This is a genomic window from Escherichia sp. MOD1-EC5433 (assembly GCF_002966005.1).
Lineage (GTDB): Bacteria > Pseudomonadota > Gammaproteobacteria > Enterobacterales > Enterobacteriaceae > Escherichia > Escherichia ruysiae.
The window spans coordinates 286,094-302,697 of record NZ_PTRL01000003.1 but is presented as its reverse complement, the minus strand read 5'-3'; the positions used below and the strand labels follow the sequence as shown (position 1 = coordinate 302,697).

14 protein-coding genes are annotated in these 16,604 nt (G+C 53.0%); 3 read left to right on the top strand and 11 right to left on the bottom strand.

What is annotated here, in order from left to right; translation table 11 throughout:
- The first annotated feature begins 10 nt into the window (after positions 1-10).
- Complete coding sequence (rbn, locus tag C3D30_RS08360; RefSeq protein ID WP_105286731.1) at positions 11-928, top strand: ribonuclease BN; 918 nt, start codon at positions 11-13, stop codon at positions 926-928.
- Positions 929-1,050: 122 nt separating this feature from the next.
- Here rbn and C3D30_RS08355 read toward each other — a convergent pair whose 3' ends face one another.
- Positions 1,051-2,814 (bottom strand): vWA domain-containing protein, encoded by a 1,764-nt coding sequence (locus tag C3D30_RS08355; RefSeq protein WP_105286730.1) that lies wholly within the window; start codon positions 2,812-2,814, stop codon positions 1,051-1,053.
- Positions 2,815-2,950: 136 nt separating this feature from the next.
- Between C3D30_RS08355 and C3D30_RS08350 the strand changes: the two genes are divergently transcribed.
- The gene (locus C3D30_RS08350; RefSeq protein WP_105285583.1) at positions 2,951-3,922 is read left to right on the top strand and encodes a M28 family metallopeptidase; all 972 of its coding nucleotides are present in this window, start codon (positions 2,951-2,953) and stop codon (positions 3,920-3,922) included.
- 101 nt (positions 3,923-4,023) lie between these two features.
- Positions 4,024-4,527, top strand: a complete 504-nt coding sequence (locus C3D30_RS08345; protein WP_105286729.1) for a YfbM family protein — start codon at positions 4,024-4,026, stop codon at positions 4,525-4,527.
- A 68-nt stretch (positions 4,528-4,595) separates the two neighbouring features.
- Here C3D30_RS08345 and nuoN read toward each other — a convergent pair whose 3' ends face one another.
- From nuoN to nuoE, 10 genes are all read right to left on the bottom strand, one after another.
- Positions 4,596-6,053, bottom strand: coding sequence for an NADH-quinone oxidoreductase subunit NuoN (nuoN, locus tag C3D30_RS08340; RefSeq protein WP_000156703.1), 1,458 nt, complete (start codon positions 6,051-6,053; stop codon positions 4,596-4,598).
- Positions 6,054-6,059: 6 nt separating this feature from the next.
- Entirely contained in the window at positions 6,060-7,589 is a 1,530-nt protein-coding gene (gene nuoM / locus C3D30_RS08335; RefSeq protein WP_000926452.1) for an NADH-quinone oxidoreductase subunit M, read from the bottom strand.
- A 165-nt stretch (positions 7,590-7,754) separates the two neighbouring features.
- A complete protein-coding gene (gene nuoL, locus C3D30_RS08330) occupies positions 7,755-9,596 on the bottom strand; it encodes an NADH-quinone oxidoreductase subunit L (RefSeq protein ID WP_016231834.1) in 1,842 nt (613 codons plus the stop codon).
- Positions 9,593-9,895, bottom strand: a complete 303-nt coding sequence (gene nuoK, locus C3D30_RS08325; RefSeq protein ID WP_000612644.1) for an NADH-quinone oxidoreductase subunit NuoK — start codon at positions 9,893-9,895, stop codon at positions 9,593-9,595. The genes nuoL and nuoK overlap by 4 nt, the downstream gene beginning before the upstream one ends.
- Positions 9,892-10,446, bottom strand: coding sequence for an NADH-quinone oxidoreductase subunit J (gene nuoJ, locus C3D30_RS08320; RefSeq protein ID WP_000393513.1), 555 nt, complete (start codon positions 10,444-10,446; stop codon positions 9,892-9,894). The genes nuoK and nuoJ overlap by 4 nt, the downstream gene beginning before the upstream one ends.
- An 11-nt stretch (positions 10,447-10,457) precedes the next feature.
- The gene (nuoI, locus tag C3D30_RS08315) at positions 10,458-11,000 is read right to left on the bottom strand and encodes an NADH-quinone oxidoreductase subunit NuoI (protein ID WP_000172749.1); all 543 of its coding nucleotides are present in this window, start codon (positions 10,998-11,000) and stop codon (positions 10,458-10,460) included.
- Between the two features lie 14 nt (positions 11,001-11,014).
- On the bottom strand, positions 11,015-11,992 hold the full coding sequence (gene nuoH / locus C3D30_RS08310; protein ID WP_000118685.1) for an NADH-quinone oxidoreductase subunit NuoH: 978 nt from the start codon (positions 11,990-11,992) through the stop codon (positions 11,015-11,017).
- Positions 11,989-14,715, bottom strand: a complete 2,727-nt coding sequence (nuoG, locus tag C3D30_RS08305) for an NADH-quinone oxidoreductase subunit NuoG (protein ID WP_105286728.1) — start codon at positions 14,713-14,715, stop codon at positions 11,989-11,991. Before nuoG ends, nuoH begins: the two co-directional genes overlap by 4 nt.
- A 52-nt stretch (positions 14,716-14,767) precedes the next feature.
- Positions 14,768-16,105 carry an NADH-quinone oxidoreductase subunit NuoF gene (gene nuoF / locus C3D30_RS08300; protein ID WP_000789511.1) on the bottom strand — a complete coding sequence of 446 codons (1,338 nt, stop codon included), beginning with the start codon at positions 16,103-16,105 and terminating at the stop codon, positions 14,768-14,770.
- Positions 16,102-16,602 (bottom strand): NADH-quinone oxidoreductase subunit NuoE, encoded by a 501-nt coding sequence (gene nuoE, locus C3D30_RS08295; RefSeq protein WP_000545042.1) that lies wholly within the window; start codon positions 16,600-16,602, stop codon positions 16,102-16,104. The genes nuoF and nuoE overlap by 4 nt, the downstream gene beginning before the upstream one ends.
- Positions 16,603-16,604 lie beyond the last annotated feature (2 nt).

Genomic DNA, 16,604 nt, shown 5'->3' with positions numbered 1-16,604 from the left:
TGATGAACTCATGGAATTAATTTTTTTAGGTACTTCGGCAGGTGTTCCGACCCGGACACGTAATGTCACAGCCATATTGCTTAATCTGCAACATCCGACGCAAGCCGGGCTTTGGTTATTTGACTGTGGTGAAGGTACACAACACCAGATGTTGCACACGGCATTTAACCCAGGAAAACTGGACAGGATTTTTATAAGCCATCTTCATGGCGATCACCTTTTTGGCTTGCCCGGATTGCTATGCAGTCGTTCCATGTCAGGCATTATGCAACCATTAACGATTTATGGTCCGAAAGGTATCCGTGAATTTGTTGAGACAGCGTTACGCATTAGCGGCTCATGGACCGATTATCCGCTGGAAATTGTTGAAATTACGGCAGGAGAAATAGTTGATGATGGCCTGCGCAAGGTAACGGCATATCCAATGGAACATCCACTGGAGTGTTACGGCTATCGTATTGAAGAACATGATAAACCAGGCGCGCTGAATGCCCAGGCGTTAAAAGATGCCGGCGTACAACCCGGTCCGCTGTTCCAGGATTTGAAAAAAGGCAAAACAGTCACGCTGGAAGACGGTCGGCAGATTAATGGCGCTGATTACTTAGCCGCGCCTACGCCGGGTAAATCAATCGCCATTTTCGGTGATACCGGCCCTTGCGATGCCGCAATCGATCTTGCTAAAGGTGTCGACATAATGGTTCACGAAACGACGCTGGATATGGAGATGGAAGTCAAAGCTAACAGCCGTGGGCACAGTTCAAGCCGTCAGGCGGCGACTCTGGCTCGTGAGGCGGGTGTCGGCAAATTGATCATTACCCACGTCAGCTCACGCTATGATGATAAAGGCTGTCAGCATTTATTACGCGAGTGCCGGGCAATTTTCCCGGCAACAGAACTGGCGAGCGATTTCGCGGTGTTTAGCATTTAAATCGAAATGCGGTAGTTAGTTGGCGGATTAATTTCATGATGCCAACGTACTTATTCGACATATCTTTCATCTGTTTGCCGAATATGCTTGATGTCGATATCAGGCAAACAGATTTATCATTTTTAGTTTTGTGAATTGTCCAGACCTTCCGCCAGTTCAGTCAGACGAATAAATTCAGCTCTGTAACCTTGAGAATCTTGCCCTTTTGCCTGCCGCGCCCACTGTTTGATCTGCTGCCAGGATGTATTGTTCAGGTATTCAGAACCGCGTAACTTTTGCCCATATGCAGCTACTGCTGCGCGAAAATACATATCTTCAGAAGGAGCATTAGTTGTCGGTAGCAGTGGAAATTCAACTAACTGACTTTCTTTTCCCTGAGGGAATTTCCAGCGTATCTTTAACCATGCCAGCTCTTTCGCTTTGTCCGATTTCGCTGATTTCTGATCCGGTGCATAGCGTAATTTATCAATTGACGCTTTTTGTCCGTTCAGCGTTAATTCAAATAACAAAGTTATATGTTTACCTGCGCCAATATCGCCAGCATCAACATTGTCGTTATTAAAATCTTCTGCCTGCAGTTGGCGCTTTTCATAACCAATCTGACGATATTCCGTCACCCACGCCGGGTTAAACTCAATCTGCGCTTTAACATCTTTCGCCACGGTAACCAACGTCTGATGCATTTCGCTGTTTAACACTTTCTGCGCTTCAGAGAGGGTATCAATGTAGCTGTAATTACCGTTGCCGACATCGGCAATTCTCACCATCATTGCCTCATTGTAATTATCCCCTCCTACGCCCAGCGTCGATAGCGTAACACCAGACTCCCGCTGTTTTTTCACCATTAATTCAATCGATTTTGGATCGTCAATGCCAACGTTAAAATCACCGTCAGTTGCTAATAAAATGCGATTGACGCCACCTTTAATAAACCCCTTAGCTGCCTGCTGATAAGCCATCTCCAGCCCGGCACCGCCATTAGTGCTACCTCTGGCATTCAGCGAATCAATAGCAGCATTGATTTCATCTTTATGATTCCCGGAGGTAGAAGGCAACGCAATACGGGAGTCACCGGCATAGGTCACGATAGAAATGTTGTCCTGATCACGGAGTTTTTTGACTAGCAATTTCAAAGAAGACTGAATTAGAGGTAAGCGTTCATCAGAATACATTGACCCGGACGTGTCGATAAGAAAGACCAGATTAGAAGCAGGCAACGCTTCACTTTTGAGATCTTTCGCCAGAATATCCACTTTCAGTAAGGTTCGCTGCTCATTCCATGGCGCCGGTGCCAGTTCGTGGCGCATAACAAAAGGTACAGGCTTACTGGCGGGAACAAGCTCTTTATTATTGCTTTTATCATTAATAACCCAGTCTGACGGAAAGTAATTCACCATCTCCTCCACCCGCACTGCATCTGGCGGAGGCAACTGCCCATGATTGAGAAAACGGCGTACATTTGCATAGCTGCCGGTGTCAACATCAAGGCTAAACGTCGCCAACGGGTTTTGCGCTACCTGCTTAACCGGATTGTCATCGAACTGCTGGTAGCGAGCGGTTCCAGGATTTGAGATATGTGTAGCTTTTGCTTTAGCCGCTCTTTCATATGTTGGCGCTTCCTGCAATCGCCCCTGTAAAGCTTGTTTGTCTGAGTATTGTTGCGCTTCTTGCTGGACTAAGGCTTTTGCTTTCGCGTCTGCAGCGGCTTTAGCAGCGGCGGCTCTTTGCTCAGCCACTTTTGTTGCCGCTTGTTGCGCGGCTCGCGCTTGCTGGTCTGTCGATGTAGTAGATTGGTGCTGCGGGTTTTCCTTATCATCAGGCTCCTGTCCGCATCCTGTCAAAATCAAACCACCAATAAGCAACATAATTATATTTTTATTTCTCATACAAATTCCTTTTAAAAAACTCATGAACCTGGCGTAAAATATATCTTTTGTATATTCCTGTCAGTATTAATTAAATACATTACTGGCACTCATCATGAATAATGATAAAACAACACATTTCATCAACAATAAATATATGAAAAGAATAATTCCTCTCTATATCATATTGCTAATATTTTCTCTCCCTTTACTTGTTTTATATCAACCTTACGTCAGCGCCTTACCCCCCACACCGCAACATGCCAGCCCTGAGCAGCTAGAAAAAACGGTACGTTATCTTTCACAAACACAGTATCCACGCAGTGCTGATCATATTGATAAATTGAATATATCTGCCAGCTATATTAAAAATATTTTCACACAAAGCGGGGCAAAAGTTACCGAACAGAGGGTTCCTATTATTGATGGGCCTTACAAAAACATTATTGCTGACTATGGTCCACAGGATGGACCGCTGATTATTATTGGTGCGCACTATGATTCCGCAACCAGTTATGAAAACGACCAATTAATCTATACGCCTGGTGCGGATGATAACGCCAGCGGCGTCGCAGGATTACTGGAACTGGCGCGTCTGCTACAACAGAAAGCACCAGCTATTGGCGTACAACTGGTTGCCTATGCTTCGGAAGAGCCGCCCTTCTTTCGCAGTGACGAAATGGGAAGCGCGGTACATGCCGTTACCCTGATGCGCCCGGTTAAACTGATGATATCCCTTGAAATGATTGGGTTTTATGATTCCGCGCCTGGGAGTCAAGACTATCCTTACTCTGCGATGTCCTGGCTTTATCCCGATCGAGGTGACTTTATTGCTGTGGTCGGCAGAATGCAGGATATCAGCGCCGTGCGTCAGGTAAAAGCCGCGTTGTTATCGTCAAAAGAATTATCTGTTTATTCTATTAATGCCCCTGATTTTATTCCCGGTATTGATTTCTCCGACCACCTTAATTACTGGCAGCAGGATATTCCCGCCGTCATGATTACAGACACAGCTTTTTATCGTAATAAACAATATCACCAGCCCGGCGATACAGCAGACAGACTGAACTATCAGAAAATGGCGCAGGTGGTGGATGGTGTTATAACCTTGTTGTACAACAGTAAATAATAAAATTTTCTCGAGGTGGCTCCAGAAAAAGCAGCTTGTATATTTTATTTTTCTCCGTCTGTTTTAAGATGCGCAAAAGGAAATCTGATGGGAGAAATAAGATGGGAATGATTGCGTATTTTGCGGAAATAAACTCAGAAAAGGCCAACAAGTTGATTGAGTCTAATGAAAAATCTTTAATGGACGATATTCATGAAACGCTTTCAGGCTCAAGGCGACTGGATATTGATAAACGCTGGGATTTTTTACATTTTGGCCTGACGGGCACCTCTGCCTTTGATCCAGCGAAGAATGATCCGCTGAGTCGTGCTGTGCTCGGTGAACATAGTCTCGAAGAGGGTATCGATGGTTTCCTGGGATTGACATGGAATCAGGAATTAGCCGCCACTATCGACCGTCTGGAGGCACTAGACCGCAATGTGCTGCGTAAACAGTTTTCCATTCAGCGGCTCAATGAAATGGAGATATATCCGGGAGTGACCTTTTCAGAAGAGTTAGAGGGGCAACTCTTTGCTTCGATCATGCTTGATATGGAAAAGCTGATTAGTGCGTACAGACGTATGCTACGGCAAGGGAATCATGCGCTGACGGTTATTGTTGGGTGATGGTGTCAGGGCACCATAAAAAAACCGCCGAACATGTCGGCGGCTTTCTCAGCTTACAGACTGACGACTTACATCATCGGCATTGCCAAACGCACAATGCTAATCAGCGGTTGCGGCCATACACCCAGCACCAGTACCAACAGTGCGGATATCAGCACCACGATACCACCTGCTGTGTACTGCCAGTCTGACGGCGCATCACGGTTTGGCTGTTCTGAACCATGAAGGTACAGACTCACCGCCACACGCAGGTAGTAGTAGAGGCCGATTGCCGAACCGACAACCACAGCGCCCACCAGCCACCATAAGTGCGCCTGAACACCGACTGCCAGCACGTAGAACTTACCGATAAAGCCCAGCGTCATCGGGATACCGGCCAGAGACAGCATCATCACCGTCATCACTGCCGCGAGGATCGGGCGATGCCAGAACAGACCACGGTAAGAGAACAGGGAATCAGCATCCGGGCCACGGTACGGGCTGGACATCAGGCTGACCACACCGAACGCACCGAGGCTGCTGAACAGATAACCGGCCAGGTAAACCCCTACCGCTTCCATCGACATCTCGCCAGTTTGCAGCGCAATCAGCGCCACCAGCAGATAGCCGAGGTGAGAGATAGATGAGTAACCGAGCAGACGTTTGATGTTGGTCTGACTCAGCGCCATCAGGTTACCGAAGATGATGGAGGCAAAGGCGATAATCGCCAGCACCACGCGAATCGCTTCGCTGTCACCCACCGGTGCGTAAAGGAACAAACGCATCACCACACCGAAGATAGCGATTTTGCTCGCCGTCGCCAGGAAGGTGGAAACCGGAGCTGGCGCGCCCTGGTATACGTCTGGCGTCCACAGGTGGAACGGCACCAGAGAGAGTTTGAAGCCGAGGCCAACAATCATCAGGCCGAAACCTGCCAGCAACAGCGGCTCGTTGAGCATACCATCGCCGAGGTTTTTACCCAGTGCAACAAACGACAGGTCACCAGACTGCGCGTACACCAGCGCCATACCGAACAGCAGAAAAGAAGACGCGGCGGCAGAGAGAATGGTGTATTTGATACTGGCTTCCAGCGAACGTTTCTGGCGGAAAGCGTAACCGACCAAGCCAAACAGCGGCAGAGAGATCAGTTCGATACCGAGGAATAGAGACGCCAGATGGTTGGCATTCGCCAGCAGGATCCCGCCCAGCGCGGCAATTAACACCAACAGGTAGAACTCGTCCTTGTTGTCGTTATAGCCTTCAAGCCACGGGTAAGCGAAAGTACAGGTGGCGAGGCTCGCCAACAGTACCAGCCCGGTGTAAAGCATGGCGAAACCATCAACGCGCATCAGCGGCGTAACGTCCATAGCGCCCGCCTGGCCGACAAACCAGAGCGAAACCAGCGCCGCGTTAAGCCCAATAACCGAGAGCGTAGCGTTGAGGAAATGATTGCGTCGCCACGCAATGGAGAGCATCACAACCACCACCGTCAAGCCGACGATCAGCAACGGTAGCAGTGCGATCAGGTTTTGTGGAGTTATTGTCATGGCGATTTACGGCCTTGTAGTAGTAACGGAATTAACAAACCACTGCTGGATATTGCCAATCGCGGAATGCGAGGTATCCAGAATCGGCTGCGGATAGAAGCCCAGCAGTACCAGCAGCACCACCAGCAACAGGATCATAAACAGCTCACGCAGCGACATCCCTGGCAGTTCCTGGCTGGCAATCTGGCTTTTCGCTTTACCGAAGTAAGCGCGATGCAACATCGCCAGCGAATAAACAGATGCAAAGACCAGCCCAAAGGTAGAGATAACGGTAATCACCGGGACAACCTGGAAGCTGCCGAACAGAATCATAAATTCGCCGACGAAGTTACCGGTGCCTGGCATCCCAAGCGTTGCCACCGCAAAGAACAGGGACAGTGCTGGCAGCCATTTCATCTTGCTCCACAGACCGCCCATCATGCGCATGTCGCGGGTGTGGATACGTTCATAAAGCTGACCGCAGAGAATAAACAGACCCGCCGCCGACAAGCCGTGCGCAATCATCTGAATAACCGCACCCTGGTAGGCCAACTGGCTGCCGGTGTAGATAGCAATCAGCACGAAGCCCATGTGGGAAACCGAGGTGTAGGCGATCAGACGTTTGATATCAGTCTGGGCAAAGGCCATCCACGCACCGTAGAAGATGCCGATAACACCCAGCCACATAGCGATTGGCGCGAACTCTGCCGACGCGTTCGGGAACAGCGGCAGGGAGAAACGCAGCAGACCGTAAGCGGCGGTTTTCAGCAAGATCCCCGCGAGGTCAACGGAACCGGCAGTCGGTGCCTGGGAGTGCGCATCCGGCAGCCAGCCGTGCAGTGGAACCACCGGCATTTTCACCGCAAAGGCGATGAAGAAGCCCAGCATCAGCAGATATTCCACACCGCTGGACATTGGCGTATTCAGCAACTCTTCATAGTTGAAGGTCCAGACGCCGGTCGCATTGTAGTGAACGAAAACCAGCGCCAGGATGGCGATCAACATCACCAGACCACTCGCCTGGGTATAAATGAAGAACTTGGTTGCCGCCGTGATACGCGTTTTACCGTCAGAGGCTTTATGCCCCCACAGTGCGATCAGGAAGTACATCGGCACCAGCATCATTTCCCAGAAGAAGAAGAACAGGAACATGTCGATGGCAAGGAACACGCCGATAACGCCGCCCAGGATCCACATCAGGTTGAGGTGGAAGAAGCCCTGATATTTTTCGATCTCATTCCACGAGCAAAGTACCGCCAGCACGCCGAGCAGACCGGTCAGGACGACCATCAGCAGCGACAGACCATCAATGGCGAGATGGATAGAGATTCCAAAACGCGGGATCCACGGCATGTCGAATTCAGACTGCCACTGCGGAATTCCGGCGGATTGCGTCAGTGAATAACCGCCCTGCAACCACAGTTGCAGCGACAGCGCCAGCGTCAATCCCATGGTGATCAGCGCGATCCAGCGCGGCACCTTGACGCCAAAGCGTTCGGTCTGCCAGCACAGGAAGCCGCCGATAAAGGGAATTAATATTAGCCAGGGTAGTAACATGGCGATCTTTATTCCTTGTAAAAGTCCCGTCAGGACCGGATTTTCAACGAATTCTCACGACAGAAAATTCTCTTCGGATTGCGGTTGTAGTGTCGGATGCGCCGCGAAGGCGGCTTATCCGACCTACGTACTTATATGCCCAGGGGCAATTCCACAATCCTTAACTCAACGCAGTACCATCAACAGTGCCAGCACCACGACCGCACCGATGCTCATGGATGCCACATACCAGCGCAGGTAGCCGTTCTCACTGAACAGCAGACCTTTACCCGCAAGGCGCGAGAGAATCGCCGGAATGTTCATCATTGAGTTCAGCGGATCGCGTTTCAGCAACCAGGCGATACCCAGGAACGGCTTGACGAACACTTTGTCGTACAACCAGTCAAAGCCCCAGGCGTTGTACCACCAGGTTCCCAGCAGGCGACCCGGCGCACTGTTGGCAATGGAGGTCACCAGAGTACGTTTACCCAGCCACAGCCAGGCTGCCAGCAGAATGCCGACGACCGCAACCACGCCAGAGGTAATTTCCAGGGTCAACATGCTGCCGTGTGCCAGTTCCGTAGTTTGCGGAAGCACGCCCTGCAGCGGCGGTACAATCAGTGCGCCAACGAAGGTGGAAAGGATCAGCAGCACAATCAGCGGCAGGCTGTGGGTGATCCCTTTCACGGCGTGAGCGTGAATTTGTTCTTTTCCGTGGAAGACGATGAAAATCATACGGAAGGTGTAGAGCGAGGTCATAAACGCACCGACCAGACCTGCCACCATCAGATTGATATGACCATTCGCCATCGCACCCGCGAGGATCTCATCCTTACTGAAGAAGCCCGCAGTGACCAGCGGCAGTGCCGACAGTGCCGCGCCGCCCACCAGGAAGCAGAGATAAACCAGCGGAATAGATTTACGCAGACCGCCCATCTTGAAGATGTTCTGTTCGTGATGACAAGCCAGAATGACGGAACCGGATGCCAGGAACAGCAACGCTTTAAAGAACGCGTGGGTCATCAAGTGGAAAATCGCCGCATCCCATGCCTGTACGCCAAGCGCCAGGAACATGTAGCCAATCTGGCTCATGGTGGAGTAAGCGAGAACACGTTTGATGTCGGTTTGTACCAGCGCGGCAAAGCCTGCCAGCACCAGCGTCACCGCACCCACAATACCGACCAGATGCAGAATTTCCGGAGTCATCAGGAACAGACCGTGGGTACGGGCGATCAGGTAGACACCAGCGGTTACCATCGTTGCGGCGTGGATCAACGCAGAGACAGGCGTCGGGCCAGCCATCGCGTCGGCAAGCCATGTCTGCAACGGCAGCTGCGCAGATTTACCGACCGCACCGCCCAGCAGCATCAGCGTCGCCCACATCAGCATGTTATTGCCTTCAGCAAAGTGCGCTGGTGCCAGTTCCACCATTTCGCGGAAGTTCAGGGTGCCCAGTTCGTTGTAGAGAATGAACAGCGCGAAAGCGAGGAACACGTCACCCACACGGGTCACGACGAACGCTTTCATTGCCGCTGCACCATTCTTCGGATCGGTGTAATAGAAACCGATCAGCAGATAGGAGCACAGACCCACGCCTTCCCAGCCGAGGTACATCAGCAGCAGGTTATCGGCGAGAACCAGAACCACCATGCTGGCGATGAACAGGTTGGTGTAGGCGAAGAAGCGAGAGTACCCCTCTTCACCGCGCATATACCAGGAGGCGTACATGTGAATAAGGAAACCCACACCAGTGACCACCGAGAGCATGGTCAGCGACAGGCCGTCCAGCACCAGGTTGAAACCGATATTAAAGTCGCCTACCGACATCCACGTCCACAGCGGCTGGCTGTAAGCCTGCTCGCCGTTAGCGAAGAAATCGACGCCAATAAAGGCAGTCACCAGCGCCGCCAGGCCCACAGAGCCAACGCCCACGATCGCCGAGACGTTTTCAGACCAACGCCCACGAGAGAACGCCAGCAGGACGAAGCCAATCAATGGCAAAATAATGGTTAAGGCAAGCATGTTCATCCGCGCATCTCACTTACTGAATCGATGTTCAGGTTCTGGCGACGACGGTGAAGTTGCAGCAGCAGCGCAAGGCCGATACTCGCTTCCGCCGCCGCGAGGCTGATGGCGAGAATGTACATCACCTGACCGTCGGTCTGGCCCCAGTAGCTACCGGCGACCACAAAGGCCAGCGCGGAGGCGTTAATCATGATTTCCAGACCAATCAGCATAAACAGCAGATTGCGACGGATAACCAGACCGGTTAAGCCAAGAACGAATAAGATTGCCGCGAGGATCAGTCCATGTTGTAAGGGGATCATGCGCGCTCCTCCGTTTTTCTTTTCGCGCTGTCGTCTTTACGATTGCTCAGCACTTCACCCGCACGCTCTTCACGACCGACGTGGAAGGCGACAACCAGACCAGCCAGTAGCAGCATAGAAGCCAGTTCAACCGCCAGTACGTAAGGCCCGAACAGCGTAATACCCACTGCTTTAGCACTGATTGGCGTACCGTCGATACCCTGATCGTTAACACCGAGAATGGCGTAAACAATCACCACCAGCATGATGGCCGACAAAATTGCCGGACCAATCCACACCTGCGGTTTCAGCCACTGGCGTTCCTGTTCGATTTCCGAACCGCCCAGGTTGAGCATCATCACCACGAACACGAACAGCACCATAATGGCACCCGCGTAGACGATAATTTCCAGCGCACCGGCGAAGTAAGCGCCTAGTGAGAAGAACACCCCGGAAATCGCCAGCAGCGAAATAATCAGGTACAGCAGTGCGTGTACCGGATTGGTATGGGTGATCACTCGCAAGGTCGCAAGTATGGCTATCAGGCCACAGATATAAAAAGCGAACTCCATTGCCCCTCTCCTTACGGTAACAGGCTCTTGACGTCGATAGGCTTGGCTTCGTTCTCTGCTTCGCCCTTATCTTTGCCGTCGATTGCCATACCTGCCATCCGGTAGAAGTTATATTCCGGGTATTTGCCCGGACCGGAGATCAGCAGATCCTCTTTCTCGTAAACCAGATCCTGGCGCTTGTATTCCCCCATTTCGAAATCCGGGGTTAACTGGATCGCCGTGGTCGGACAGGCTTCTTCGCACAGACCACAGAAAATGCAGCGTGAGAAGTTGATGCGGAAAAATTCCGGATACCAGCGACCGTCTTTGGTTTCTGCTTTTTGCAGCGAGATACAGCCGACCGGGCAGGCTACCGCGCAGAGGTTACAGGCTACGCAACGCTCTTCACCGTCCGGGTCGCGGGTCAGAACAATACGACCACGATAACGGGGCGGCAGATAGACCGGCTCTTCCGGGTACATTCGCGTTTCGCGTTTGGCGAACGCGTGCAGGCCGATCATCCAGATACTACGAACCTGGGTGCCGAAACCTACTAACAATTCTTTTAAGGTCATGGTCTTAGTGCCCCTTATTGCGCCTGCCAGAGAATGACAGCCGCCGTTACCAGCAAGTTGATCAGCGTCAGCGGCAGGCAGATTTTCCAGCCGAAGGACATTACCTGGTCATAACGCGGACGTGGTAACGACGCACGAATCAAAATGAACATCATCATAAAGAACGCGGTTTTCAGCGCGAACCAGATGAATGGCGGTAACAACGGGCCTTGCCAGCCACCGAAGAACAGCGTCACCATCAGTGCAGAGATGGTCACAATCCCGATGTACTCACCCACGAAGAACAGACCGAACTTCATGCCGGAGTATTCAATGTGGTAACCATCCGCCAGTTCCTGCTCGGCTTCCGGCTGGTCAAACGGATGGCGGTGACACACCGCCACACCCGCGATGGCAAAGGTAATAAAACCAAAGAATTGCGGGATGACGTTCCACACATGCGCCTGGCTGTTGACGATGTCGGTCATGTTGAATGAACCGGCCTGCGCCACCACGCCCATCAGGGAAAGCCCGAGGAACACTTCGTAGCTCAGGGTCTGCGCAGAAGCACGCATCGCACCCAACAGCGAGTATTTGTTGTTACTTGACCAGCCCGCAAACAGCACCGCGTAGACCGCCAGACCTGCCATCATCAGGAAGAACAAAATCCCGATGTTCAGGTCGGCAACCACCCAACCCGGACTGACTGGCACAATCGCAAAGGCCAGCAGCAGCGAGGTAAAGGCAATCATCGGCGCCAGGGTAAAGATGACGCGATCCGAGAATTTCGGGATCCAGTCTTCTTTAAAGAACATTTTGATCATGTCCGCGACCAGCTGGAGCGAACCGCCCCAGCCAACACGGTTAGGTCCATAACGGTTCTGGAACAGACCCAGCAGGCGACGTTCGCCAAAGCTCATGAATGCCCCGCAGGTGACAACCACCAGCAGGATCACCACCGCTTTGAGGATGGTCAGCAGGATCTCAATCAGTTCCGGTGATAACCAACTCATTGTTGTGCCTCCTTGAGATCCTCAAGATGCGCGCCAGCCAGCACTGGAGCAATGCCGGACATCCCCATCGGCAAGCCCACCTGCCCTGCCGTCAGCCCTTCGGCGATTTCAACTGGCAGCGTGACCGTATTGCCATCGTAACTAAAGGAGACGCGTGTACCCACGTTCACACCCAACTTCGCGGCATCTGCCGGGTTAAGTTTGATGTACGGCTGCGGCATACGGCTCTGGAAGACCGGAGCACGCTGTGACAGTTCATCGCTGCCAAACAGGTGGTAGTACGGCGCGATACGCCATTTCCCTTCCTGCGGCTGGAAGCGTGCCGGTACGCTGGTGAAGTAATCCAGACCGTTTTCGCTGGTTTCAAACAGACGCACACCCGGATCGCCAAAGCGCAGTTTGCCGCCCACTTCGTCCTGGAATTTGTTCCACGCCTGCGGGGAGTTCCAGCCCGGCGCCCAGGCAAACGGCACTTGTGAACGGTGCGCGGTCGGCTGGTTGTTACCTTCCATCGAGAAGGTGAACATGGTGTCAATATCCTGCGGCTGACGCGGCTCATGAACGCTGATGTTGGCGCGCATGGCGGTACGACCACTGTAACGGTGCGGCTCACGAGCCAGTTTCTGACCACGAATGCGGAATGTCGCATCCGGCGCGGCATCTTTGATACCCGCCAGTTCCGGGATTTTCGCCACAACAGCGTCAATCACATGGTCGAGCTGCGTCCAGTCCACTTCACGGCTCAGCAGGGTGCTGTGCAGCGAGTGCAGCCAGCGCCAGCTTTCCAGCATGACCGTTTTGCTGTCGTAATAGGACGGGTCGTAAACCTGGAAGAAACGTTGAGCGCGACCTTCGTTGTTGATAACCGTACCGTCGCTTTCAGCAAAGCTGGCGGCGGAAAGCACCAGATGGGCGTTTTCCATGATCGCCGTGCGTTGATGGTCAACCACCATCACCAGCGGCGCTTTAGCCAGCGCAGCATTCACGCGGGTTGCGGAAGCGTGACGATGCAGATCGTTTTCCAGCACCACCACCGCGTCGGCGCGTCCGGTTTCCAGTTCGGTTAACGCTTCTTCAAGCGAACCGCCGCCCATAATGCCCAGCCCCATGCTGTTGACGGAACGGGCAATCATGGTGATACCTACGTCAGCGCCGCGACCTTTCAGGGCTTTCGCCACGTTAGCCGCCGCCTGAATCACTTCTGTGCTACCGGCGTTCGTCCCGGAGATAATCAACGGTTTCTTCGCACCAGCCAGTGCCTGCACGATGACGTCGATTTTGCTTTGCAGCTCAGGCTCGATACCGTCAACTGCCGGTGCGGAGTTATCCAGCGCATGGGCGATGGCAAAACCTAAACGCGCCTGATCTTCAACCGGTGCGCGGTAAGTCCACGCTGCGATATCATCCAGACGGGTGTCATCAACGTTAGTGACAAACAGCGGATGCTTCGCACGTTGACCGATGTTGAGGATTGCCGCAATCTGCCAGTCAGCCACTTTCTGTGCTGCCGCCATTTCGCGTGCTTTACCTTTCACCGCCTGACGCACCGCCAGCGCGACGCGTGCGCCGGTCTGGGTAACGTCTTCACCCAGTACCAGTACCGCATCGTAAGATTCGATTTCGCGCAGTGCCGGCGTATAAATGCCGCCTTCACGCAGTACTTTCAGCGCCAGTTGCAGACGTTCCTGCTCACCGTGAGCAATACCGGTATAGAAGTTTTCTTCGCCCACCAGCTCACGCAGCGCAAAGTTGCTTTCCACGCTGGCACGCGGAGAGCCGATGCCGATGACTTTCTTCGACTGACGCAGAATATCTGCTGCGCCCTGCATTGCCTGTTCGGCGTTGAGGGTAATGAAATCATCGCCACGACGCTGTACCGGCTGACGCGGACGATCTTTCAGGTTGACGTAGCCGTAACCGAAACGACCACGGTCGCAGAGGAAGTAGTGGTTTACCGTACCGTTGTAACGGTTTTCGATACGACGCAGTTCGCCGTAACGTTCGCCGGGGCTGATGTTACAGCCGATGGAACATTGCTGGCAGATGCTCGGCGCAAACTGCATATCCCATTTACGGTTGTAACGCTCGGAGTGCGTTTTGTCGGTAAATACGCCGGTCGGGCAAATTTCGACCAGGTTACCGGAAAATTCGCTTTCCAGGGTGCCATCTTCCGGGCGACCGAAGTAGACGTTGTCATGCGCACCATAAACGCCCAGATCCGTACCGTCAGCGTAATCTTTGTAGTAACGCACACAGCGGTAACAGGCGATGCAGCGGTTCATTTCATGAGAGATGAACGGCCCCAGATCCTGATTGCGGTGGGTACGTTTGGTGAAACGGTAGCGACGGAAGGTATGCCCGGTCATCACGGTCATATCCTGAAGGTGGCAGTTACCGCCTTCTTCACATACCGGACAGTCGTGCGGGTGGTTAGTCATTAACCACTCGACCACACTTTCACGGAACTGTTTCGCTTCTTCGTCGTCAATGGAAATAAAGGTGCCATCGGAAGCCGGTGTCATACAGGACATCACCAGGCGACCACGCGTGTCTTCCGCGTTTTGGTATTGCTTCACCGCACACTGGCGGCAAGCACCGACGCTTCCCAGCGCCGGATGCCAGCAAAAGTAAGGAATATCGAGACCCAGAGACAGACAAGCTTCCAGCAGGTTGTCCGCTCCGTTGACCTCGTATTCTTTGCCGTCTACATGAATTGTAGCCATTAGCATGCTTCCAGTTTTCTCAGTCAGAGACTGAGCGTTAATCGAAATTCGGTTACCAGCGTTCTTTCAGCAGGTTCGGCTGAATCCCATTAATCAAATGGGTATTGCTGAACGGCTGTTTGATTCCCGCTTCAAATTCTTCGCGGAAATATTTGATGGCGCTCTGTAACGGCTCCACCGCACCAGGTGCGTGGGCACAGAAGGTTTTACCCGGGCCTAAGAATCGACACAGTTGCTCAAGTGTTTCGATATCGCCCGGCTGACCTTCGCCCCGCTCCAGCGCACGCAGAATTTTCACGCTCCACGGTAGACCGTCACGGCACGGTGTACACCAGCCGCAGGATTCACGGGCGAAAAACTCTTCCAGGTTACGCACCAGCGATACCATGTTGATCTCATGGTCAACCGCCATCGCCAGCGCCGTCCCCAGACGGCTGCCCGCTTTACCGATACTTTCGAATTCCATCGGCAGGTCAAGGTGCGCTTCGGTCAGGAAGTCGGTGCCCGCGCCGCCTGGCTGCCAGGCTTTGAATTTCAGGCCGTCACGCATACCACCGGCGTAATCTTCGAGGATCTCGCGTGCGGTAGTGCCGAACGGCAGTTCCCACAGACCCGGATTTTTCACCCGACCGGAGAAGCCCATCAGCTTGGTGCCAGCATCTTTGCTTTTCGAGATGTTCTGATACCACTCCACGCCGTTAGCAAGGATTGCCGGAACGTTACACAGGGTTTCGACGTTGTTGACGCAGGTTGGTTTACCCCATGCGCCGGAGGTTGCCGGGAAGGGGGGCTTCGAGCGCGGGTTAGCGCGACGCCCTTCCAGGGAGTTGATTAACGCTGTTTCTTCCCCGCAGATGTAGCGCCCTGCCCCGGTATGGACGAACAGTTCGAAATCAAAACCTGTTCCCATAATGTTTTTGCCAAGCAGACCCGCTTCGGTGGCTTCGGCAATGGCACGGCGTAGATTCACTGCCGCTTCGATATATTCGCCGCGCAGGAAGATATAGCCACGGTAAGCTTTCAGCGCAAACGCGGAGATGAGCATGCCTTCCACCAGCAGGTGCGGCAGTTGTTCCATCAGCAGGCGGTCTTTATAGGTGCCCGGCTCCATTTCATCGGCGTTACACAGCAGGTAACGGATGTTCATGGATTCGTCTTTCGGCATCAGGCTCCACTTCAGGCCAGTAGAAAAGCCTGCACCGCCGCGCCCTTTCAGGCCGGAGTCTTTTACCTGAGTAACGATTTCGTCCGGAGAAAGTCCGGTCAGCGCCTTACGCGCCCCTTCGTAACCGTTTTTGCTGCGGTATTCATCCAGCCACACTGGCTGTTTATCATCACGCAGACGCCAGGTCAGCGGATGCGTTTCGGGAGTACGGATAATGTTTTTCATTTATACCGCTCCAGCAGTTCAGGGATCGCTTCCGGGGTCAGATGCGCGTGAGTGTCCTCATCGATCATCATGTTCGGCCCTTTATCACAGTTCCCCAGGCAGCAGGTTGGCAGCAGCGTAAAGCGACCGTCAAACGTCGTTTGCCCTGGTTTGATGTTTAGTTTTTTCTCCAGCGCCGCCTGAATGCCCTGGTAACCGTTGATGTGACAGACCACGCTGTCGCAATAACGGATCACATGGCGACCAACTGGCTGGCGGAAGATCTGGCTGTAGAATGTTGCCACGCCTTCGACATCGCTCGCCGGAATACCCAGAACGTCAGCGATCGCGTGGATCGCACCGTCCGGCACCCAGCCACGCTGCTTCTGAACGATCTTCAGGGCTTCAATGGACGCCGCACGCGGGTCTTCGTAGTGGTGCATCTCGTGCTCAATCGCTTCACGCTCTGCCGCACTCAGCTCAAAAGCCTCGGTTTGTGGTTGTTGATTCTCGTGCATAA